At 58.6% G+C, this 21,246-nt stretch carries 21 protein-coding genes; 11 read left to right on the top strand and 10 right to left on the bottom strand.

What is annotated here, in order from left to right:
* Positions 1-53 precede the first annotated feature (53 nt).
* Together ASD54_RS16940 and ASD54_RS16935 are read left to right on the top strand one after the other, a co-directional pair.
* The gene (locus ASD54_RS16940; RefSeq protein ID WP_062555786.1) at positions 54-803 is read left to right on the top strand and encodes an EAL domain-containing protein; all 750 of its coding nucleotides are present in this window, start codon (positions 54-56) and stop codon (positions 801-803) included.
* Between the two features lie 193 nt (positions 804-996).
* Positions 997-3,204, top strand: coding sequence for a bifunctional diguanylate cyclase/phosphodiesterase (locus tag ASD54_RS16935; protein WP_062555785.1), 2,208 nt, complete (start codon positions 997-999; stop codon positions 3,202-3,204).
* A 21-nt stretch (positions 3,205-3,225) separates the two neighbouring features.
* Here the strand turns inward: ASD54_RS16935 and ASD54_RS16930 are convergent, their stop codons facing one another.
* The 5 genes from ASD54_RS16930 to ASD54_RS16910 form a co-directional block, all read right to left on the bottom strand.
* On the bottom strand, positions 3,226-4,170 hold the full coding sequence (locus ASD54_RS16930; RefSeq protein WP_062555784.1) for a rhodanese-related sulfurtransferase: 945 nt from the start codon (positions 4,168-4,170) through the stop codon (positions 3,226-3,228).
* Between the two features lie 161 nt (positions 4,171-4,331).
* Entirely contained in the window at positions 4,332-6,071 is a 1,740-nt protein-coding gene (locus tag ASD54_RS16925; RefSeq protein WP_062555783.1) for a methyl-accepting chemotaxis protein, read from the bottom strand.
* A gap of 51 nt (positions 6,072-6,122) precedes the next feature.
* Positions 6,123-6,995 (bottom strand): hypothetical protein, encoded by an 873-nt coding sequence (locus ASD54_RS16920; protein ID WP_062555782.1) that lies wholly within the window; start codon positions 6,993-6,995, stop codon positions 6,123-6,125.
* 152 nt (positions 6,996-7,147) lie between these two features.
* The gene (locus ASD54_RS16915) at positions 7,148-8,059 is read right to left on the bottom strand and encodes a CHAD domain-containing protein (RefSeq protein WP_082547255.1); all 912 of its coding nucleotides are present in this window, start codon (positions 8,057-8,059) and stop codon (positions 7,148-7,150) included.
* On the bottom strand, positions 8,034-8,531 hold the full coding sequence (locus ASD54_RS16910) for a CYTH domain-containing protein (RefSeq protein ID WP_062555780.1): 498 nt from the start codon (positions 8,529-8,531) through the stop codon (positions 8,034-8,036). The genes ASD54_RS16915 and ASD54_RS16910 overlap by 26 nt, the downstream gene beginning before the upstream one ends.
* A 157-nt stretch (positions 8,532-8,688) precedes the next feature.
* On the opposite strand from ASD54_RS16910, the gene ASD54_RS16905 reads away from it, so the two are divergent.
* The 4 genes from ASD54_RS16905 (at position 8,689) to ASD54_RS16890 (ending at position 11,165) form a co-directional block, all read left to right on the top strand.
* Positions 8,689-9,327, top strand: coding sequence for a 2-dehydro-3-deoxy-phosphogluconate aldolase (locus tag ASD54_RS16905; protein ID WP_062555779.1), 639 nt, complete (start codon positions 8,689-8,691; stop codon positions 9,325-9,327).
* Between the two features lie 63 nt (positions 9,328-9,390).
* Positions 9,391-10,089, top strand: coding sequence for a tellurite resistance TerB family protein (locus ASD54_RS16900; protein ID WP_062555778.1), 699 nt, complete (start codon positions 9,391-9,393; stop codon positions 10,087-10,089).
* Positions 10,090-10,266: 177 nt separating this feature from the next.
* Positions 10,267-10,962 (top strand): GNAT family protein, encoded by a 696-nt coding sequence (locus ASD54_RS16895; RefSeq protein ID WP_062555777.1) that lies wholly within the window; start codon positions 10,267-10,269, stop codon positions 10,960-10,962.
* Positions 10,959-11,165, top strand: coding sequence for a hypothetical protein (locus tag ASD54_RS16890; RefSeq protein WP_062555776.1), 207 nt, complete (start codon positions 10,959-10,961; stop codon positions 11,163-11,165). The genes ASD54_RS16895 and ASD54_RS16890 overlap by 4 nt, the downstream gene beginning before the upstream one ends.
* A gap of 12 nt (positions 11,166-11,177) precedes the next feature.
* Here the strand turns inward: ASD54_RS16890 and ASD54_RS16885 are convergent, their stop codons facing one another.
* The 3 genes from ASD54_RS16885 to ASD54_RS16875 form a co-directional block, all read right to left on the bottom strand.
* Entirely contained in the window at positions 11,178-12,224 is a 1,047-nt protein-coding gene (locus ASD54_RS16885; RefSeq protein ID WP_062555775.1) for a nickel/cobalt transporter, read from the bottom strand.
* The gene (locus tag ASD54_RS16880; protein WP_062555774.1) at positions 12,218-12,859 is read right to left on the bottom strand and encodes a DUF1007 family protein; all 642 of its coding nucleotides are present in this window, start codon (positions 12,857-12,859) and stop codon (positions 12,218-12,220) included. The genes ASD54_RS16885 and ASD54_RS16880 overlap by 7 nt, the downstream gene beginning before the upstream one ends.
* 94 nt (positions 12,860-12,953) lie before the next feature.
* The gene (locus tag ASD54_RS16875) at positions 12,954-13,847 is read right to left on the bottom strand and encodes a LysR family transcriptional regulator (RefSeq protein WP_062555773.1); all 894 of its coding nucleotides are present in this window, start codon (positions 13,845-13,847) and stop codon (positions 12,954-12,956) included.
* Positions 13,848-14,375: 528 nt separating this feature from the next.
* On the opposite strand from ASD54_RS16875, the gene odc2 reads away from it, so the two are divergent.
* From odc2 to ASD54_RS16850, 5 genes are all read left to right on the top strand, one after another.
* Positions 14,376-15,509: an ornithine/lysine decarboxylase gene (gene odc2 / locus ASD54_RS16870; RefSeq protein ID WP_062555772.1), complete on the top strand. Its 1,134-nt coding sequence runs from the start codon at positions 14,376-14,378 to the stop codon at positions 15,507-15,509.
* An 85-nt stretch (positions 15,510-15,594) separates the two neighbouring features.
* Positions 15,595-16,188 (top strand): N-acetyltransferase, encoded by a 594-nt coding sequence (locus ASD54_RS16865; protein WP_062555771.1) that lies wholly within the window; start codon positions 15,595-15,597, stop codon positions 16,186-16,188.
* A gap of 232 nt (positions 16,189-16,420) precedes the next feature.
* A complete protein-coding gene (locus tag ASD54_RS16860) occupies positions 16,421-17,113 on the top strand; it encodes an OmpW family protein (RefSeq protein ID WP_062555770.1) in 693 nt (230 codons plus the stop codon).
* A 170-nt stretch (positions 17,114-17,283) separates the two neighbouring features.
* The gene (locus ASD54_RS16855; protein WP_244484782.1) at positions 17,284-18,333 is read left to right on the top strand and encodes a serine hydrolase; all 1,050 of its coding nucleotides are present in this window, start codon (positions 17,284-17,286) and stop codon (positions 18,331-18,333) included.
* Positions 18,334-18,364: 31 nt separating this feature from the next.
* A complete protein-coding gene (locus ASD54_RS16850) occupies positions 18,365-19,057 on the top strand; it encodes an SDR family oxidoreductase (RefSeq protein ID WP_062555769.1) in 693 nt (230 codons plus the stop codon).
* Positions 19,058-19,072: 15 nt separating this feature from the next.
* Here ASD54_RS16850 and ASD54_RS16845 read toward each other — a convergent pair whose 3' ends face one another.
* Complete coding sequence (locus ASD54_RS16845) at positions 19,073-20,059, bottom strand: WD40 repeat domain-containing protein (protein WP_062555768.1); 987 nt, start codon at positions 20,057-20,059, stop codon at positions 19,073-19,075.
* A 48-nt stretch (positions 20,060-20,107) separates the two neighbouring features.
* On the bottom strand, positions 20,108-21,241 hold the full coding sequence (locus ASD54_RS16840; protein WP_062555767.1) for a GTP-binding protein: 1,134 nt from the start codon (positions 21,239-21,241) through the stop codon (positions 20,108-20,110).
* Positions 21,242-21,246 lie beyond the last annotated feature (5 nt).

The following is a 21,246-nucleotide window of genomic DNA, read 5'->3' as shown; positions in this document are numbered from 1 at the left end:
TAATTTACTTAACCAGTTTATGGAATCATCCTGATATAACAGGAGGTTTATTTATGTCGGCTCAATGTGCAGGCTGCCGCGACGGCCAAGGACTGGACTTTGATATTTCCATGGCTTTTCAGCCGATCGTCAACATACGCACTGGACAGCCCTTCGCCTTCGAAGCTCTGGTTCGAGGTGTCGACGGCTCCGGGGCTGGCAGTGTTCTCTCACGCGTCGACGATAAGACCCGTTATGCCTTCGACCAGAAATGCCGGGTAACCGCCATTCAACTGGCAGCCAAGCTTTATGACCCGCGTTCGTCGGAGATGCTGTCGATCAACTTCATGCCCAACGCGGTGTATGAACCTCGCGCCTGTATCCGCATGACACTGGAGACCGCAGAACAGTGCCAGTTCCCGCTGGAGCGGATCATTTTCGAATTCTGCGAGAACGAGCGGGTTGACCCGGATCATCTTCTCAAGATCCTGAAGGCCTATCGCAGCATGGGTTTCAAGACGGCGATCGATGACTTCGGTGCCGGCTATTCCGGGCTCAATCTTCTGGCGCAGTTCCAGCCTGATCTCGTGAAGCTTGATATGGAACTGATCCGCAATATCGATACAGATCAGGCCAAACGCAAAGTCGTGCGTCATACGCTGGCCATGCTGACCGATCTCGGTATCGAACCGATTTGCGAGGGCGTGGAAACGGCAGGGGAACTCGAGGTCCTTCAGGATCTTGGTGTAACATTGATCCAGGGATATGTGCTCGCCAAACCTTCGTTCGAACGATTTGATCGAGGATTCAACCTCGCAGCCTAAGCCCCGCCTTTCGAAGGCTGTCACCCGTTCATTTTGCTTCAGCAACACCCAGAATGGGCCAGGTTGGCCCATTTTATAGGTCGCGCTATCGAGATGTCAGCGATCTCAATAATTTCCGCCTGATCCCGCGATGAACTTTAACCAAAATCGAACGCTTACCGTTCAAAGTCGCCGGGTGTATCAGGGCGTGTAAATGCGGTTTGTCTCATCCCAGTTCAAGCAATCCGCAGCGAAGGTCGATCGGCGATCGGCGGTTCGCTCGATGCTGCTTATCTTCGGCGCCGTGATGATCTGCGTTTCCTCCATGGTCTTCACAGCCCTGGACCGTGTTGCCCATTACGCCAACCAGCTTGATGAGGATCGTTCGCGCGAGGCGGTGACCGGCGCTGTTCGCACCTTCCGGGACCAGCTTGCTGCGACCTTGCACGATTATGCTGCCTGGGATGATGCCGTGCAGTTTGCTTACATCCAGCCGGATCTGGATTGGCTCAAGCGCAACTTCGGTGACATGAGCTTCAACAGCGAGCTCTTCGATGCGGCAATCATTCTTGATCATCAGGGTAATGCGCTGACGGCCCATGCCAATGGCGAGGACATCCAGCCGGAACTCGACGCATACATGACAGTGGACGTGCGCACGCTGTTCGACAGGGTAAGGTCAACGCGCCAGGAGGACTATCCTGAAGCAACTGGCTTTGCCCGGACCAAGACCGGCATTGCGGCGATGGCTGTAGGCCTGATTCGCAAGAAATCCGGAGAACGTGTCGGTCTGCTGGAAGAGAGCCGCTATATCGTTTTCCTGCGCCACCTGACAGATACGACGGTGACGCGCCTTTCGCAGGCCTATGTGCTTCCCGGTCTTGCGCTGGAACGTGGAAACGACCGGAGTTCCCATCGCGTCGAGCTTTTCAACCCGCAAGGCGAGCAACTCGCCGCATTATCCTGGGTTCCGCGCTATCCCGGCGATACGAGCCTTGCACAGGTCCGACCGCTCGTATGGTGCGCCGTCCTGATGATTGCCATCTACATGGCTCTTCTTTTTGTGAGCGGTAGCCAGGCACTGAAGAGGATGAGTGCTGACGAGGCCGCGGCTGTTCGGCTTTCTCTTACGGATCGCCTTAGCGGCCTTGCCAATCGTGCCGGACTTTTCAGCGATCTGCAGCAGCTTGTGGTCCATGCCCAGCATGAAAACCATGATGTCGCGCTTCTCTATCTCGATCTCGACGGTTTCAAGGAAGTCAACGATGCCTATGGACACGCAACCGGTGATCTTCTGATCAGGTGCGTTTCTGCCGGCCTCAAAGTGCTTTGCCAGGAAGGAACGGTTCTGGCCCGTGTCGGTGGCGATGAGTTTGCCATGGCTTTTTCAGGCTTTGACGTTCACAAGAAGGCTTCGGAGCTTTCAGAGCGAATTCTTGAGTTTCTCAGCGAGCCGTTGGTTATTGGCGAGCGTGTCGCCGTCATCGGATGCAGCATCGGGCTCTCCGTGTCCCGAAAGGGTCTCGTGGCCAGCGAGGAACTCATTCGTCGGGCAGATATGGCCATGTATCGCTCGAAGGAAGACGGCCGCGGTCGCTGGACGCTCTATGATCCGTCGATGGACGATGAGCGCGAAATGCGCAATCAGCTGGAACTTGACCTGCGTGCGGCAATCGAACGGCAGGAAATCGGCGTTGCCTATCAGCCCGTTGTGCGGTCCAACAATGGCCGGATCGCTGGTGTGGAGGCGTTGGCCCGCTGGACACGCGAAGGGCATGGACCCGTTTCTCCGGATGTCTTCATTCCGATTGCAGAAAGCACAGGGCTTATTGATCTGCTGGGCATGTGTGTTCTGAGATCGGCCTGTTTCGAGCTGCGTCAGTGGCCGGAACTCACGCTTTCGGTCAACGTATCACCCGGCCAGTTCCGCGATCCTGCCTTTGTCGGCCGGGTGGAAGAGATCCTGCAGGAGGCGGACATCGAACCGAGACGCCTTACTCTGGAGCTGACTGAAACCTATTTCATCCAGAACCCGGCCCGTGCCCGCCAGACGCTTGAAATGTTGCGCGGCATGGGTATTCGCGTGGCGTTGGACGATTTCGGCGCAGGCTTTTCGAGCGTGGGTTATCTTCGCCAGTTCGGGTTCGACCGGGTCAAGATCGACAAGACACTCGTTCAGGACATTACCGAAAACCAGCGCTCTGCCGAACTGCTTCATGCAACGGTCGCGCTGGCACGCGCGCTGGATATGCCCGTGACGGCAGAGGGCGTGGAGACGGGCGCGCAGGCGGATGCGCTCAGGCTGGCGGGTTGCGAACTGTTGCAGGGCTATCTGTTCGGCAGACCGAGCCCGGCAGAGGAGATCACGCGCCTCGTCCGCCAGACCTATGATTCTCCACCCAGACTGCGGGCGGCCGAATAGGCTTCGGTTGTATTCGCTCGTTCAGCTTCCGAGATGTTTTTCGCCGCGCTTTTTGGCCAGTGCGATCTGCTTCTGCCGTTGACGATAGCGGTCGCGATCGGCTTCCGTGCGCGTATCGTAGCAGTTCGGGCAGCAGACGCCTTCCTCGAACAGCGGTGAGGCGCGGTGCTCGGGCGTCAGTGGCTCGCGGCAGGCGTGGCACAGCTTGTGATCGCCCTCCTTCAGGCCGTGCGTCACGGAGACCCGTTCATCGAAGACGAAGCAGGCGCCTTCCCAAAGGCTTTCTTCTTCCGGCACTTCCTCGAGATATTTCAGAATGCCGCCTTTGAGGTGATAAACCTCATCGAAGCCTTGCTCCTTCATGAAGGCCGTTGCCTTCTCGCAGCGAATGCCGCCGGTGCAATACATGGCGATCTTCGGCTTGTTATGCAGGCCGGAATTGTTGCGAACCCAATCGGGAAACTCGCGGAAGGTCTTTGTCTGCGGATCGACCGCACCCTTAAAGATGCCGATCGCCGTTTCATAGTCGTTGCGTGTATCGATCAGGATCGTCTCCGGATCGGAGATGAGCGCATTCCAGTCTTTCGGATCGACGTAGGTTCCAACGATCCGGTTGGGGTCGATGTCCTCGACCCCCATCGTCACGATTTCCTTCTTCAACCGCACCTTCATGCGCAGGAACGGCATCTTGGATGCGCGGCTTTCCTTGTGCTCCAGATGTGCGAATTCCGGGCGGGCGCGGATGAAGGAGAGTACGCTTGCAATGGCTGCATCGGTTCCGGCAATGGTGCCGTTGATGCCTTCGCGCGCCAGCAGCAGAGTGCCTTTCACGCCGGTTTCATCACACAGGGTCTGCAGCGGCTCGCGGAAATCCGCGAAGCCTTCGAAGCGGGCGAAATGATAGAGCGCTGCAACGAGGAACGAGCCCGGTTCCGCGCCTGCGGAGGTGTTGGTGATGTCGGTCATGACTGGCGAAATAATCCCTTGGAGCCCGCAAATCAACGGAATTCCGAGGTTCAGCCTTACTTTGACTTTCATCAAGCCCTGACGCGTCGATGAAAATGGCCCTCACAATGGGCCCCCACAATGGCCCTCAAGGGGAGGGCCATTGGTTTCGGGTCTTTTGATCAGGCTGCGTAGCGGTTTCTCACGGCTGCGCCGGGGCTTTCCAGGCTGAACTGCACGACGAGGTCTCTGAGGCGTGCCGCCTCATGGGCAAGCGCGGTGGACGCGGCGCTCGTTTCCTCGACCATGGCCGCATTCTGCTGCGTGCTCTGGTCCATGTGGTTGACGGCGGTGTTGATCTCCGCCAGTCCGGTCGACTGTTCGCGCGCCGAAATGGCGATGGCGCCGACATGGTCGTTGATGGAAACGATCAGCTGCCCAATGCTTGAGAGTGCTGCACCCGTGTCGGAAACGAGCCGCACGCCAGCCTCTACCTCATTTGTCGAGTTCTGGATGAGAACCTTGATTTCGCGTGCGGCATTGGCCGAACGCTGGGCAAGTTCGCGTACTTCCTGTGCGACCACTGCAAAGCCCTTTCCGGCTTCGCCAGCGCGGGCCGCTTCCACACCGGCGTTCAGAGCCAACAGGTTGGTCTGGAAGGCGATGTCGTCAATCACGCCAATGATGTTCGAGATCTGCGTTGCAGAGGATTCGATCCGGCTCATGGCTTCAACAGCCTGCGCGACGACTGCGCCAGAGCGCATGGCGTTCTGGTTAGCTTCGGTCGCTACGCGACGGGCATCTTCCGTGCGATGCAGGGAAGAGGACAGGTTGGCGGTGATTTCATCCAGCGCCGCTGCTGTCTCTTCAAGCGATGCTGCCTGCTGTTCGGTCCGGCGCGAAAGATCGTTGGTGTTCGATGCGATGTTTTGCGTGCCGGCATCGATGTTCATGGCCGATGACACCACGACCGAGAGCGTCTGTCTCAGTTGGGCGACTGCCTGATTGAAGTTCGTACGCAGTTCTTCGTATTCCTGCGTGAACCGCTCTTCAATCTGGACGGTCAGGTCGCCGTGGGAAAGAGCGCTCAGGCCACGCGCGAGAGCCTGGTTGGCCTGAGCCATGGATTGCATGCGCTGCTTCTCCGCCTCGGCTTTCAGGCGGCGATCCTCTTCGGCCTGCGAGCGGTTCTGTTCTGCGTCCTCCTGCAACTGTGTCGCCTGCTGGACGCTTTGCTTGAAATACTGAACCGCGCGGGACATTTCGCCGATTTCGTCGGCGCGGTCCTGATTGGGAACCTCTGTCTGCAGCGCGCCGGAGGACAGCTTTTTCATGACTGTCGAAAGTGCCAGCAGCGGATCGGTGATGCCCCGAAGCAGGAAGAGAAGTGCGATGGCAGAGCCGAGCAGGGTCAGACCTGCAATGGCAGCCTGCCCCAGCAGCGAGGCCCAGATGCCCTGCATGACGGCGGTCGAATCGAAGGCCAGCACCATCTTGCCTATGGTCATTTCCTTGCCTTCTTCCGTATGCTTCAGCGCGATGACGGAAAAGTTGAGGGGTGAGTCCTCTGTGATGGCGCCTGGCTTGGCCGCATGGCTCGCGGCGGCTGCCACGGCTGCATTTTCTCCCGAAGAGAAGAAGGTTTTGCCGGTCTCGTCCATCACCACGGCGGCGCGGAAATCAGCATCCGTCGTGGCCGGGTCGAAGGTTTCCTTCGCGAGACCCTTGTCGAACTGCCACAGGGCGGTGGATGCGCCGGCTGTTGTCATGGAGGCTGTGAGGTTGACCTTGCGATCGAACATTTCCCGCTGTGCCTCGGCCTGCGACCAGACCGAATAACCGCTGAGCGCGATGGAGCCGATGGCGATGAGCGCCAGAGAGGGCAGCATGACCTGCATGCGAACGGACTTGCTTTTGAACATGCGTCTAATTCCTGAGATGTATGAAAGACGGAAGATGCCTGCAGCCCGGGATCAGGGCTTGAACCAGTAGCGCTCGTCCATGGCGAGGATGTCTTCCGGCAGGTTCGGATTCGGGATCTTAATGATGGTGCGGCTCTTCAGGTTTCCCTTGTCCAGCGCCAGCTTTATGTCCGGGTTCGACAGGAAGGTTTTCTGGAACGAACCGTCCTTCCAGGCGGCTTCGAGGCCGCGCATCAGATCGTCACGCAGTTCCGGCCGAGCCTTCGAGACGTAGAAGATGGAGGCAGACGGATATTGCAGGACGAGCGAGGTTTCGACCGAAAGATCGGGCAATTCCGCAACCTGCTTGGCCTGTTCGTTCAGGGCTTCATTGACGCCTCTGGCGAAGTAGTCGCCGCGCTTGCCGATTGTCATCCTGTAGAGATTTTTCTGCGGTCCGGTACGCACGGTCAGATTGGATTTGCGCAAGACGTCCACATCGGCCCAACCGGTGCCTTGCAGCGCTATGAAATTTTTCAGACCCTGCAGGTTGCGGACTGTACTGAACTCTGCCTGTCGCCTGGAATCAATCAGAAAGAGACGATAGCCGCCCAGACCCATGTCGACAGGGAAGGGTACCGAAAGAAGCTTTGACGACACGGCTTTCGATGCGTTGACCCAGGCGATATCGATCTGGGCGCCGTTGGCAATGGCATCCACCATGCCGGCGTTCGAGCTATATCCCGTTGGCGAAGGCTTCAAGGCGTAGGATTTGCCAGATTTTTCAAGCGCTAGCTTCAAGACTTCGAAGCCCAGCGTCTTTTCCTTGTTGCCACTGGAATTGTAATAGATGGTGTCCGTCCCCGCAGCCTTCACAGGCTGTGCTACGGCCCCAAAAGCCGCGATCGTCAGGGTGGTAGCGCAGAATAGGCGGCGCGAAAGCAATGTCGAAGTCCCCCGTTGTTCCCCGGGGCGAGAGTGCGTCTACTCAATTAAAAAAGACTAAATCAACACTCGTAAAAAGATATAATAGCGCTACGAAATTGACTCTATGTCATCAATATTGGAGCCCTAAAAATAGGATAACGAAGGGATTTTCAGTCGGATGCTTCGCTCCAGAGCGTTGCGATAATGCTGGCTTCGCGGGCAGGATCCTCGGCAAAGACATGGCTTGCGAGGTCCAACGTCTGTTCCCGCAGAGATTGCTGGCTGCGGATAATGGCGGCATAGAGATGCGCGAGGCTATCACTATCCGGCACCAGCGCCGGGTCTTCATTGATCACCTGCAACAACACACTGAGATCATGCTCATGACCAAGCAGCGCGACGAGCGCGCGGGCTTCGCTTTCCTTTGCCTTCATGGCGGTCGGCCAAAGATCTCTCAGGATCGCCAGATGCATCCAGTAGATCTGGCCGCATTTGCGCAGTTCGTGAAAGGCATCTTCGGCGCGCGTTTCGTGACAGGCGGTAATTGCGCGCTGAGCCTTTCGTAGCTGCTTCGCCCACACCCGCTCCAGCCGCCGGGCGGTTCTTGCCCTGCTTGCGGAAATCTCCAGCTCGTCAAGCGCTGCCACTGCATCGGTGCAGGTTGCAACCGCGTCACTCAGCTTGCGCTCCAGATCGTGCTCTTCCTCGCTTGCGATCCGATCGCGGCGATCGCGCAAGCATGATTGAACCTCTGCCAGCGATCGAAGTTCGTCCGGTTGGTCCGTCACCGACTGGAGATAATCGAGTGTCTCGACCAGTGCAGTCGCATCCCGCACCGTGGACAAGCTCTTCGCCATATCCCGGATGCGCGCATTCTCCCGATGGCGAAAGTCTTTCGAATCCGGTTCAATCAGCCGATAGAGCGCACGCACCCGTTTGAAGCGCTTGCGTGCGGCGTGGATAGCCTCATGAACGCCGTTCTCGCGCTGTTGCAGCGTTTCGATTGCCACGTTCAACTGAGAACGTGTGACACGGCGGAATTCTTGCGGGAAGGATCTAGAGGGCCTGATGCGAAACGCCATGGATCAACTCCGATGCCAGATCATTCGTAGCCAACATCATGTTCGAGTAGCGCCGGTCGCCGGTTACTTCCTCACCGAGCCAGGAGGGGCGCTCGAAATGGTCCTCTTCGCTTTCCAGTTCAACCTCCGCAACGACAAGACCGGAATAGAAGCCCTCATAGACATCGATTTCGAAGGTCTTGCCTGCGATGGGGACGCGGTGGCGAACCTTCTCGATCACGATTCCAATGGCGGAGGAGGTCAGTTCCTCGGCATCCCGAACAGGGATTTCATACTCGAATTCATCGCGCACCATCGCGCTTTTGCCGACCTTGATGGTCAGGCGTGCTGACGTCCCATCGATCAACCGGACACGGACATTGCGGTCCTCGTTCACGGTGATGTAGGCCTGCATCAGTTTGGCACTCGATACCGCTCTGGTGCGCCATTCATCGGACCGAACCAGAAACTTGCGCTCGATTTCCTTGGCCATCAGCTTCCCTATCGCGTCTGTTGCGACAACCTATTGTAAACTCGGCGCGCAAACCAGAGCGAGAACGGAAAGCAGGCGGTTTTTCCGCTCGACACCTTGCCGCAGGGACACTAAGGGTTTTTCAATCGTTTCAAAATCATCCTCCGGGAGGTCCATGATGAGCAGCAAAACCGAAAGCCTTCTGTCCATTCTCAAGCTCCAGCCGGTCGTACCGGTTCTGATCGTGGAAGATGTCGCCTCGGCTGTTCCTCTTGCGCGTGCGCTGGTCGCCGGTGGCCTGCGCGCAATCGAGATCACGATGCGCACGCCTGCTGCTCTCGATGCGGTCAAGGCGGTTGCAGCGGAAGTCGAAGGCGCCAATGTCGGTGCCGGAACCATTCTGAACGGTCGTGATTTCGATGCCGCTGTGAAGGCAGGCTCGACCTTCATCGTCAGCCCTGGCGTCGCGCCGGGTGTCTTGTCTGCGGCAAAGGACAGTTCCGTGCCGCTCTTGCCGGGTGCCGCGACGGCCAGCGAAGTGATGACGCTTCGCGAGGCCGGGTATGATGTGCTGAAGTTCTTCCCGGCCGAGCAGGCTGGTGGTTCCGCTTACCTCAAGGCTTTGTCCTCGCCCTTGGCTGGAACGCTCTTCTGCCCGACGGGTGGCATCTCGCTGAAGAATGCTCGGGACTATCTGAGCCTGCCGAATGTGGTTTGCGTGGGTGGATCCTGGGTTGCTCCGAAGGAGCTGGTTTCTGCTGGCGATTGGGCCGGAATCACGAAACTGGCATCGGAAGCGGCCGCATTGAAGGGCTGAACGCCTTTGTATTTCGCGTCGGGCTTCCTATCTCCTGCCTGAAGACCAACAGGGAGAAGATGAATGTTCGACGCGAAGAAGCTTCTGGATCAGTTCCTTGGTTCGCAGATTCCTGGCCTTTCCGGCTCAGTCAAGGGGCGTGCCGATCAGGTGGGCGGCTTTGCTCGCAACAATCCGATGAAGGCTGGCGCGCTTGCCGCCGCCATACTCGGCACGAAGACGGGCCGAAAACTCGCCGGGAATGTCGCAACGCTTGGCGGTATCGCCGCAGTCGCTGGCCTTGGTTATCTCGCCTATCGCAATTACCAGTCCGGAAAGGCGCCGCAGTCCGGCCCGGTGGATCCGTCCGCGCTTCAGCCTCCAGCCGATTCTCCCTTCAATTTCGAATCGCCTTCGCTCAGCAATGATTTTGCGCTGACGCTTCTGCGCGCAATGATCGCTGCCGCTAAGGCAGATGGTCATATCGATGCCTTCGAACGGCAGAAGATCATGGAGAAAGTTCACGAGGTCGATCTTGGCGCGGAAGCCGAGGCCTTCCTGTCAAAGGAGCTTGCTGACCCGATCGACCTCGATGCGCTGGTGGCCGCTGGTCGAACCGAGGAGCAGCGCGTCGAGATCTACACCGCGTCGCGTCTGGCAATCGATCCGGATACCAGGGCCGAGCGCGGCTATCTGGACCTTCTGGCCGGTCGGTTGAAACTGCCGGATCCGCTGGTCGACCATATCGAGGCGACAGTCTCTTCGGCCAAGGTCAGCCTGTAACCGATGTCTCCCGCTCGGGATAAATTAGTGGTTCGATTCCGACATTTGCTTTGAGAGCGTGCGGTGGGCGGAAACCAAATGTCAAATTCATTCCACTAGCGGTGCGGCATGCGGCGCAGTTGTTTTTGTCGCCTGCCTCGCTTAAGCCTTGAGCCCAAGAGTGAGGGGAATAACACGATGCGCGATCTTGCGAATTTCAAGGGCTGCCCGGCGCCGGCACCTGTGCGCCTGGAAGGGCGCTATGTCATTGCCGAGCCGTATGAGCGGGCAGTTCACCGTATCACCCTATGGGATGCGCTTGGTGGCGAGGAGGGGATCAACGATCTCATCCGCTATTTCCCCAACAAGACCTATCGGACGCCGGATGAGTTTGCAGACTGGATCGACGATATCAACACGCGACTTGGCTACGTCACCTTCGTCTTCCGGGACAAGGAAGATGGCGAAGTGGTGGGCATGGGCACGCTGATGCGTCCCGATCCCGCAAACGGTGTCATCGAGGTGGGTTCCATCGCGCATGGTGCCGGCATGACGCGCTCGCCGCTGTCGACGGAAGCGCATTATCTGCTGGCGCGGCATGTGTTCGAAGATCTCGGTTATCGGCGCTACGAATGGAAATGCCATAACGAGAACGAGCCGAGCAAGCGCACGGCTCTGCGCTATGGCTTCACGTTTGAAGGCGTTTTCCGCCAGCACATGATTTCGCGAGGAGGCAACCGCGATACGGCCTGGTTCTCGATGATTGATGGCGAATGGCCGGTTTTGGCCAAAGCCTTTGAGGCATGGCTCGATCCATCCAATTTTGACGACCATGGTCACCAGAAGCGGCGCCTGGAAGAGGTTCGCGCTGAACTTCAGGAACAAGCAGCATGAGCGGGCAGGGCCAGAAATCGCCCGCCATTGCGGCCGCCGTCATTTTCTTTGGCTTTCTGCTGCTGTTCTTTGCGATGCCTGCCATCATGCTCTGGCTGGCGGATTTCTCACCGTGGCTTGCAGCAGCCTTCGGCACCGTGGCAGTCCTCTCGTTTTTCGCCATCTTCTGGCTGAGGGCACGGCATCAGCGCAAGCGCGACTGATACCGCTCTGGTTCAGCCACCCTGCACCATGCTGCCCTGAAGCGATGCCGCCAGCAGGGTGGCGCCCACCAGTACGATGAACAGTGCGCCGAAGACCTCGATACCGTTGGACACGAGGCGCGCGCCGCGTGACCGTGGGCCTGCAAGACGAACGGCGAGATCCTTCGCGCCGACGGCGATGATGGCCAGGATCGAGACGGTGATGGCAGTGCCCAGCGACATGGCGAGCACGGAAAGCGCACCTCCCAGATAGAGCCCGTTCAAAAGCGAAAAGCTCATGACGAGGATGGCGCCGGAGCAGGGACGAAGTCCGACCGCGATCATGGCCGACCAGGCTTCATGCAGGCTGAAATCCTTGGACTTCAATGCTGCCGGATCTGGAATATGCAGTTCGCCGCAATCGGCACAATAGGTGCCGGGTGCCAGGTCCGCGTGGTCATGGCCCACTTCGATGGCCTGAAAGTTCAGCCCGGTTGCGCCAGTACCGGGAGTGGCATTGGCAAAAATCGGCAGCGAGGAATAGCGAGGCCGCAGTTCATAGAGTTTTCGCCCCAGCAGCCAGAGACCGAACAGCGTGACCATGCCGAAGCTTGCCAGTTCCATCGCCCAGGTGGCCTTGGTCATGGTAATGCCGGAGCCGCGCAGAAGCATATAGGCGACGATCACGAGACCGATCGCTGCCACGCCCTGGAGCAGGGCCGAGATCAGCGAAATCATGATGCCGCGCTTCAGCGCCGTCTCATTCGCGATCATGTAGGAGGAGATCACAGCCTTGCCGTGGCCGGGGCCTGCGGCATGAAACACGCCATAGGCGAAGGACAGGCCGATCAGCGTTTTCAGCGCCCACGGGTCTTCCCGCATGGCCCGCAGTGAGCCCGTCAAGGCGCGATAGAAGCTTTGTTGCCAGGCATTGATCCAGCCGAGGAAAGGACCGAGGAAACCACCCGTGTTGAAAGATGGCTCTGCCGTTCCGACCCCCAGCGGCGATTGCGCATGGGCGGCGATGGCCACGCCGAGGATCATGCAGCCCGCGATGACGATGGATCGCTTCCTCAGCATGTCACCTCCAGACGTGTTGCAAAGAGTTTGGTCATGTCCGTGCCTGACGGATCGTTGAAGAAGGCATCGGTCAGCGAGGCCTGATTCTGGGAGATCACCTCATCCGGATTGGGGCGCACGACCTGCCTCTTGCAGGCGCCGAAGCTTTTTCCTTCCTGGACAAGATCTGCGTCGTTGGGGAAATCGATCGAGGTATACAGCGACGGATCGTAGATGCCGAATGCCAGTCGGCCCTTGAGGTGAACCGGCTGCGACGGTTTGACGGCAAAGAAGGCGAGAACCTGCTGGTCCTGCACGCTGACATGGATGACATCCGGCTTCAGGACCGGGATGTTCTTTCCGTCCTGCGTGATCGTCGTGAAGTAATGGAAGTCCGCAAGCGAGGTGCGCATCGTCTCGCCAAGTTCGGCGAGTTCCGAATCATCCAGCTTGCCGTTGGTGTTCTTGTCGAAATCCAGAAGGACGCTGGAGGAAAACAACTCGTCGAAGCGCCAGACATTGCGTACCTCGGTCAGTTCACCCTTGTCGTTGGCCAGCACTTCCATGCGTGCTTCCACGAAAATGTGTGGATGCGCGTCGGCAGAGACCGGAGTTAAGCCCAACAGGGCGGCTGCAAGCCACCGTTTCTTGATCATTTCCGAATCCACGTTGCTGATGCCGCAAAGCTCTCTTCCGCAAATGGGACGGAATTTCGGCTGTCGTCAATCCACCTTCAGTCTCAGCTCTTCCTCATGCCGATTTGCGGAACCAGTTGTGAAGGAAATCGACGAAACTTCTGACCTTGGCGGGCAGATAGCGGCGATGGGGATAGACGGCGTAGATGCCGCGATCGCGGAAGATGAAATCGTCGAGGACAGCAACAAGCTCGCCTGATTCGATGGCATTCTTGGCAATGAAATCAGGAATGAGCGCAATGCCTATGCCTGCCTTCGCAGCGCGCAGCGTCGCCTGTGGACTGTTAACTTCTATTTGGCCGGAGACAGACACCGAGATCGTTCCCCCCTGCGGATCGCGGAAACGCAGGTGATTGTGCGTGCGGGCATTGGTGTCGATGATCACCGGCTTGCCGGAAAGATCCTGCGGATGATTGATCGGTCCATGACGGACGAGATACTCGGCCGTCGCACAGGCATAGATCCGGAAATCAGCCAGCTTGCGGGCGATCATTCCTGAATCTTCCAGCCGGGTGACGCGAATCGCGAGATCAAACCCTTCCTCGATCAGATCCACGAATCGGTCTTCTGCCACGATCTCGAGAGAAACATCCGGGTGATGCTTGGCAAAATCGATGAGCGACTGGCCCACATCGGCATCCACGAAGGTGCGGGGCACGGAAAGGCGCAGGCGTCCCTTGAGATCGGCATTCCCCTCCCGAACCAGATCGGACAGGTTGTCGATCTCTTTCAGGATGTCGGAGGCGCTGCGATAATAGGTATGGCCCGCTTCGGTCAGCGAAAACTGCCGTGTCGTACGGTTCAGAAGCAGGGCTCCCAGATCGTCTTCCAACTCGCGAACATACTTGGAAAGCAGGGCTTTGGAGCGACCCGTCCGCCTTGCAGCAGCAGAGAAGCCCTCCGCTTCCACGACATCTATGAAGGCGCGCATGCGCGTCAGCGTGTCCACACTCTCGTCCCTTTTGTCATTCAGTTTCTTTCGTGGAGCGTTACTCGTCGTTGCGCAATGTGAATTTTGCGGTGAGGGTGAAAAAACCTCTTGATTATGACCGTGATTATTCATATTTCCGTGCTGCCCAAAGTCGCACGTGCCTGTGGGTGTCCGCCGACCCTCGAGTGGTGAGGATAATCGGTAAGGTACCTGGAACTAACCCCTCCAGTCGCTACTCCGGCCAACCGGAAAATGCGAGGACATCTTGAAGCAACGACGGTGCGGGCCTTTCTAGTCTCTGCAGGCTTTCCATCAGCCTGCAATACTGAAGAGGCACACCATCATTGCCGGAAGTGCGGTTGGGATGATCCCCTCCAATCCATGGCAGACAAAGCCGGATCCATGCTCTTGGCAGGGCGTTGATCCAAACCCTGCGCAATAAGGCGCGATCGAAGCACCGGGTTTTTCCACCGGCCGGGCCTCGTTCACCTTATGGCGCGTCTTTGTCCTCCGGTCCGCCGGAGAAGCTCTATAGGGATCTGACCGATGACGACTGCACGTATTCTCGACTTTCTCCGCACCCGACGTCCGGAAGGCCCTTGCCTGGTTGTGGACCTTGATATCGTCCGCGACAACTACAAGGCGTTTCGTCACGCCCTGCCGGATAGCGCGATCTATTACGCCGTAAAGGCAAATCCGGAGCCGGAAATCCTGAAGCTGTTGGCTTCGCTGGGTTCCAACTTCGATTGCGCATCGGTTGCCGAAATCCAGATGGCGCTGGCCGCTGGCGCGTCTTCGCAGCGCATCTCCTACGGTAACACCATCAAGAAGGAGCGCGATATCGCGCGCGCTTTCGAGCTGGGCGTCGGCCTGTTTGCCGTCGATAGCCACGAGGAAGTGGAAAAGGTTGCCCGTGCTGCCCCAGGTGCGCGCGTTTTCTGCCGCGTGCTGACGGACGGCGAAGGCGCTGAATGGCCGCTGTCGCGCAAGTTCGGTTGCGTGCCGCAGATGGCTGTCGATGTTCTGGTTTATGCGCATCAGCTGGGTCTGGAATCCTACGGCGTTTCCTTCCATGTCGGCTCGCAGATGACCAAGGTCGATGCCTGGGATTCGGCTCTGGCCGATGCCAAGCGCGTGTTCGCACAGCTCGCCAAGCAGGGCATTTTCCTGCAGATGGTGAACATGGGCGGCGGCTTCCCGACAAAGTATCTGCGCGATATTCCGTCGGCGGAAGAATACGGTCAGGCCATCTTCGCGTCGCTGCGCAAGCACTTCGGCAATAACCTGCCGAAGACCATCATCGAGCCGGGTCGCGGCATGGTGGGCAATGCAGGCGTCATCAAGGCTGAAGTCGTGCTGGTGTCCAAGAAGTCCGACAATGACGAGCATCGCTGGGTTTTTCTCGATATCGGCAAGTTCGGTGGTCTGGCAGAAACCATGGATGAAGCCATCCGCTATCCGATCCGCACGGATCGCGACAGCGACGCCAAGGAACCTTGCGTGCTGGCCGGCCCGACCTGCGATTCGGCAGACGTGCTGTATGAGAAGAACATGTATCCGCTGCCGATCTCTCTGACGGTGGGTGATGAGGTTCTGATCGAAGGCACGGGCGCCTACACGACGACCTATTCGGCGGTTGCTTTCAACGGCTTTGATCCGCTGAAGGCTTACGTCATCTGATCTGTTGGCTCCGGTCGCGAACCGGAGCCGCATCTCACCATTCCCGATTGAGCCGTTTGAACGGTTTTGAGCTTCGGAGGCCAAGATGGCCGCTGTTCTTGACACTGTGCGCGCATTGCTTGCGCCGAAATCCTATATCATTGCCGATGAGACACCGGCAGACGTGGTTGCCCGCGAGGCTCTGCTGGACCGTGCCATGGGGGCGGGCCGCCGCAAGAAGTCGTCCGAAAAGCTGCGTCGTGGTCGTGTTCCGGCAGAAGGGCTGGCTCTGGTTGCCCGTGACGGCCAAGGCCATGTCATCGGCACTGTTCGCCTGTGGAACGTGGAAGCCGGCGTCGGTCGCGATGGCGTTGCTGTGGATGCACTTCTGCTTGGTCCGCTGGCGGTCGATCCAGCCCATGAGGGCAAGGGAATCGGCGCAGCACTGATGCGTGCTGCCATTGCCGAGGCCACAGGCCGCGGTCACGGTGCGATCCTGCTGGTCGGCGATGCCCCCTATTATGAGCGCTTCGGCTTCTTTGCGGAAAAAACGCAGCATCTCGTCATGCCGGGACCATTTGCCCGCGAGCGTTTCCTCGCTCTCGAACTCAAAGCCGGCTGGCTTGAGGGGGCCGCCGGAATGCTGACCGCGTCCGGGCGCAAGCTTTCCCGTTCGTCTACTCTGCGCCGCGCTGCCTGATTCTGCCTTACTCTATCTCCAGTGAAGCTCTCTCCTGTCCCTGCAGGAGGGAGTTTTCTTTTTTGAGCCTGTCCGGACTGTTGCATTTTTGCAAAGCCGCCACACGAGATGTGGCGAATTGGTGTCCGGGTTGACCATCGTCAAGCGGTGTTGATCCGGATCAACCACAGCAGAGGTTGCCAGCTTTAGAAACTCTCCTCGACAGACAAGTTGACGTACCAAGGAGAGTATCATGATCAAGAACGGACCAGCCATTGCCGCCATCCTGGGTGCGGCTACGGTCCTTCTTTCGGGCGCAGCGCAGGCGGCGGATTTGAGAGTATCGGATCCCGCACAGGCAGCGCAGGATGCCGTTGCGGCTGCGCATAGCCCCTGGCAGGTTCGCGTTCGTGCGCTGGGCGTCATCCCCAACGACAAGGGTTCCGTCAACGGTGTTGCCGGATCGGATCTCCAGTACTCGAACTCGATCACGCCTGAACTCGATATCTCCTATTACTTCACGGACAACCTCGCTGCCGAGCTTATCCTCGGCACGACGAGCTCGAAGATCGGCGGCGCTGGGACGCTGGCCGGTGTGAACGTGGGCAAGACCTGGATTCTGCCGCCAACGCTCACGCTCCAGTATCATTTCACCGAGCTCGGCGCCTTCAAGCCCTATGTCGGTGCAGGTATCAACTACACCTTCTTCTATAACGAATCCGAGAAGGGTGGCTTCAGCAACCTCAAGGTGGATCATCATGTTGGCGCGGCCTTGCAGGTCGGTTTCGACTACATGTTCAACGAACATTGGGGCGTGAACTTCGATGTGAAGAAGATCTTCCTCGAAACCGACTGGAGCGCCAATCATACGACCCTCGGCCGCCTCTCGGGCAAGGCCAAACTTGATCCGTGGCTGGTGGGCGCCGGTGTAACCTATCGGTTCTGAACTTCAAGCTACCTCCATGAAGAATCGTTCGGATGGGGGCATCCGGCACCGTGGCAGGTCTCTTCTGTGGGGGAACGAACGAGGGGCAACGTGAAAGCGTTGTCCCTCGCTTCATTTCTGGATTTGCGTATCATGACTCGTCACGATAGCTCACATCCGCTTGAATCCGCATGACGCTGGCGCATGTTCTGCCTTACATCAGCAGGATGTTGAATCGCAGAACCATCCTTGCCGCACCCTTCGTGCTTTATGCGACGCGCCTTCCCGCGCAGGAGGTCAATCCGCCAAATGGCAGTCTGGCCGAGAGCCTCAATGGCGCAGAGAGACTGAGGGCTTTGAAGGCCGTCATCGTTTCTCGCGATGGAGAGACGCTGGCAGAGCGTGGCTATCACGGCCATAGCCCTGCCGAATCGACGAACATCAAATCGGCTTCAAAATCCATCGTGTCGGCTCTGGTCGGCATCGCGATTTCCAAAGGCCTGCTTGAAGGCGTCGAGCAGCCGATTGCACCGATCCTCAAGGCGGATCTGCCTGACAGTCCCGATCCGCGCCTGCTGCGGGTCACGGTCGGCAATCTTCTTTCCATGCAGACTGGCATGGACCCCTTGTCCGGCCCCAATTACGGACGCTTCGTGGCGAGCCGAAACTGGGTGCGTTTTGCATTGGCGCAGGAGTTTGTCGAAGATCCCGGTGGTTCCATGCTGTATTCGACGGCCTCCACGCATCTGCTGTCGGCCATTCTGACCCGTGTCGGCAAAAAGCCGACGCTTGCACTCGCGCAGGAATGGCTTGAACCTCTCGATGGGTTTCGGATCGGCTCCTGGGCCAGAGATCGCCAGGGCATTTATCTCGGCGGCAATCAGATGGCCATGACGACACGGTCGCTTCACACGTTCGGGGAACTGTATCGTCGCGGTGGACGTACCGCTGAGGGGGTGCAGCTTGTTCCCGAAGCCTGGGTTCGCACCTCATGGGAACAGCGGACGAACTCCCGTTATTCCGGCGATGGCTACGGCTATGGCTGGTTTCTGAAGCGGATCGGGGAGGCGGATGTTCGCTTCGCCTGGGGCTATGGTGGCCAGATGCTCTACATTATTCCCGAGTTGCAGATGACCGTGACAATGACCTCCGAAGAAGGAGCACCTTCAGCGGCCAATGGCTACAGGGATAGGCTGCACGATCTGCTGGCCGCAATCATCCAGTCTCAACGGTCTGCTTGACCCTCGAAAACAGGCAACTATCTGACGATTCATGAAAAGAGCGATTGTGACAGGCGGTGCCGGCCTTATCGGCACAGGAATCATGCGGCATCTTCGGGCGCTGGGCTGGGAGGTCGCCTCCTTCGACATGAAGGAACTCGACGCCGAGCTTCAAGACGATGGTAGCCGGTCTATCTTTTGCGATGTGGGCGACGAGGCTTCCGTCCACGGCGCGTTTGCCGAACTCGGATGGGACAGTCTTGATCTCCTGGTCAACAATGCTGGCATTGCCGGGCCGGTGAACGGTTCGATCGAGACCCTTTCGCTGGATGCCTGGCGCAAGGTAACAGACAGCCACCTGACTGCGGCCTTTCTGATGACTCGCTCTGCAGTGGCGCTGATGCAGGCGGGCGGCAATATCATCAACATGGCCTCGACGCGAGCCTTCATGTCAGAGCCTCATACGGAAGCCTATGCGGCGTCGAAGGGTGGCATCGTCGCGCTCACCCATGCGCTCGCGATCAGTCTCGGGCCGAAAATCCGCGTGAACGCCATTGCGCCCGGCTGGATCAGCGGCGATGAAACCTTGAGCTCAGAAGATCATGCGCAGCATCCGGCAGGTCGCGTTGGGCAACCGCAGGACATTGCGGAGGCGGTTGTCTATATAGCGTCCGCAGGCTTCATGAACGGGCAGGTTCTGACGCTTGACGGCGGAATGACACGGAAGATGATCTACGCCGAATGACAGCGTCCAGAGCGGTCAGGCTGCGATATCGATGATGCCGCAGTCGCCAGCTTCGGAACCGAACGCCAGAAGCTTGCCATTGGCACTCCAGCTCATGGCGGTGACGGCGCCATTTCCCGGACGGCGCAGAAGCGCCTCCTTGCCATCGCCGACACGAACGCCCAGCACCATGCCATCGATGTAGCCGATGGCGAGAACCTCCTCGGCAGGATGGAAGGCAACGCAGGTGACCATGATGTTTGCGCGCGTGCCAAGCTCCAGCGGTGCCTTGCCCATGGGGCCATCCTTGGCCGAGAAAGGCCAGACGATAGCCGCTGGCGCACCAGAGGTTGCCAGCCATTTTCCCTTGGGAGACCAGGAGTAGGATTTGACCTTGGACGGATAACCGGTCATGCGCATATGGCGCGGCTCACCCGGCTTGCCGTCCAGCTTCCAGCCATGCAAGGCATTTTCCTGCATGGTGGTGACAAGAAAGCGACCATCTGGCGAGAAGGTCACGCCGGTATGCGCGCCTTTCCATTCCAGATCGGTCGGCGGCGTATTGGTGTTGACCCAATGCAGGGAAACGCCGTTGTAGCGTGCAGCTGCGATGCGCAAACCCTTGGACGCAAAGGCCAGCGCCTCGACCGTGCGCTCTTCACCGAATTCCTTGGTTGAACCATCCGGCAATACAATGATGCTGGCCTTGCCGTAGGCGTAACCCACCGCACCCTGCGGTCCGCCCGCGACAACCGTGATCCACTTTCGTGGCGCTTCGGCAATCAGCTTGCTCGAGCCATCGGCAGCCACACGCATCACCTTGCCGTCTTCGCCGCCCGTCAGCAGGGAAGCGCTGAAAGGGTCCTTGATGCAGGTCAGCATACCCGCATGCAGGGGCGTGACCTTTTCTCCTTCATCCAGTCTGCGCAACTCTCCCGCAGCCGTGGCGAAGAAGGGCTTATCACCCAGGAAATGTGTCGCAATCACGTGTCCTTCGATGTCGAACGGGGCAACTGTCGGCATTTCCTGGGCAATCCTTTTCTATATCAGTTCTTGAGGCAGGGCCTGTTATCAGCCATTTGCCTGGCAGGCGAGGAAGCTCTGTTCGATCTTCTCGCGGTCCAGATCGCGGCCGATGAAGACTAGGCGGCTTTCGCGCTTTTCGCCTTCCTTCCAGGCGCGCTGGTGGTCGCCTTCGATGATCATGTGAACACCCTGCACCACATAGCGCTCGTCATCACCCGCAAAGGCGATGATGCCCTTCAGACGCAGGATGTTGGGGCCTTGCGTCTGCGTGATCTTCTGGATCCACGGGAAAAAGCGATCCGGGTTCATTTCACCGCCGCGCAGCGAGATGGACTTTACGGTCACATCATGGATGGCAGACGGTGCTGCATGGTGGTGGTGATCATGCCCGTGGTCATGGTGGTGATCGTGACCATGGTCATGATGATGATGGCCATGGTCGTGCCCGTGGTCGTGCCCATGGTCATGATCGTGGTGATGGTGGTCGCAATCCGGTCCGCAGACATGGTCTTCATGGCCATGTTCGAGGAAATGCGGATCGTTTTCCAGCGCGCGTTCCAGGTTGAACGCCCCCTGATCCAGCACGCGGGCGAGATCGACACCCGAACGGGTGGTCTTGTAGATGCGGGCCGTCGGGTTGATGGCGCGTACGATCTCCTCGATCGTCGCCAGTTCTGCCGGCGTTACCAGATCCGTCTTGTTGACGACCACGACATCGGCAAAGGCGATCTGGTCCTCAGCCTCGCGGCTATCCTTCAGGCGCAGCGGCAGATGCTTGGCATCCACGAGGGCCACGACCGCGTCCAGTTCCGTCTTGGAGCGCACGTCGTCGTCCATGAAGAAGGTCTGGGCAACCGGCACCGGATCAGCAAGGCCGGTGGTTTCAACGATGATGCCGTCGAAGCGGCCCGGACGGCGCATGAGGCCTTCGACCACGCGGATCAGGTCGCCACGCACCGTGCAGCAGACGCAGCCGTTGTTCATCTCGTAGATCTCTTCGTCCGACTCGACGATAAGATCGTTGTCGATGCCGATTTCACCGAACTCGTTGACGATGACGGCGTATTTCTTGCCGTGGCTTTCGGACAGGATGCGGTTGAGAAGCGTTGTCTTGCCGGCGCCGAGGTAACCGGTCAAAACGGTCACGGGTACGGGCTTCTGTGTCGCAGTATCGGCCATGGGAA

Source organism: Rhizobium sp. Root149 (assembly GCF_001427345.1).
Classification (GTDB): domain Bacteria; phylum Pseudomonadota; class Alphaproteobacteria; order Rhizobiales; family Rhizobiaceae; genus Neorhizobium; species Neorhizobium rhizoryzae.
This window is presented reverse-complemented; position numbering and strand designations above follow the sequence as displayed.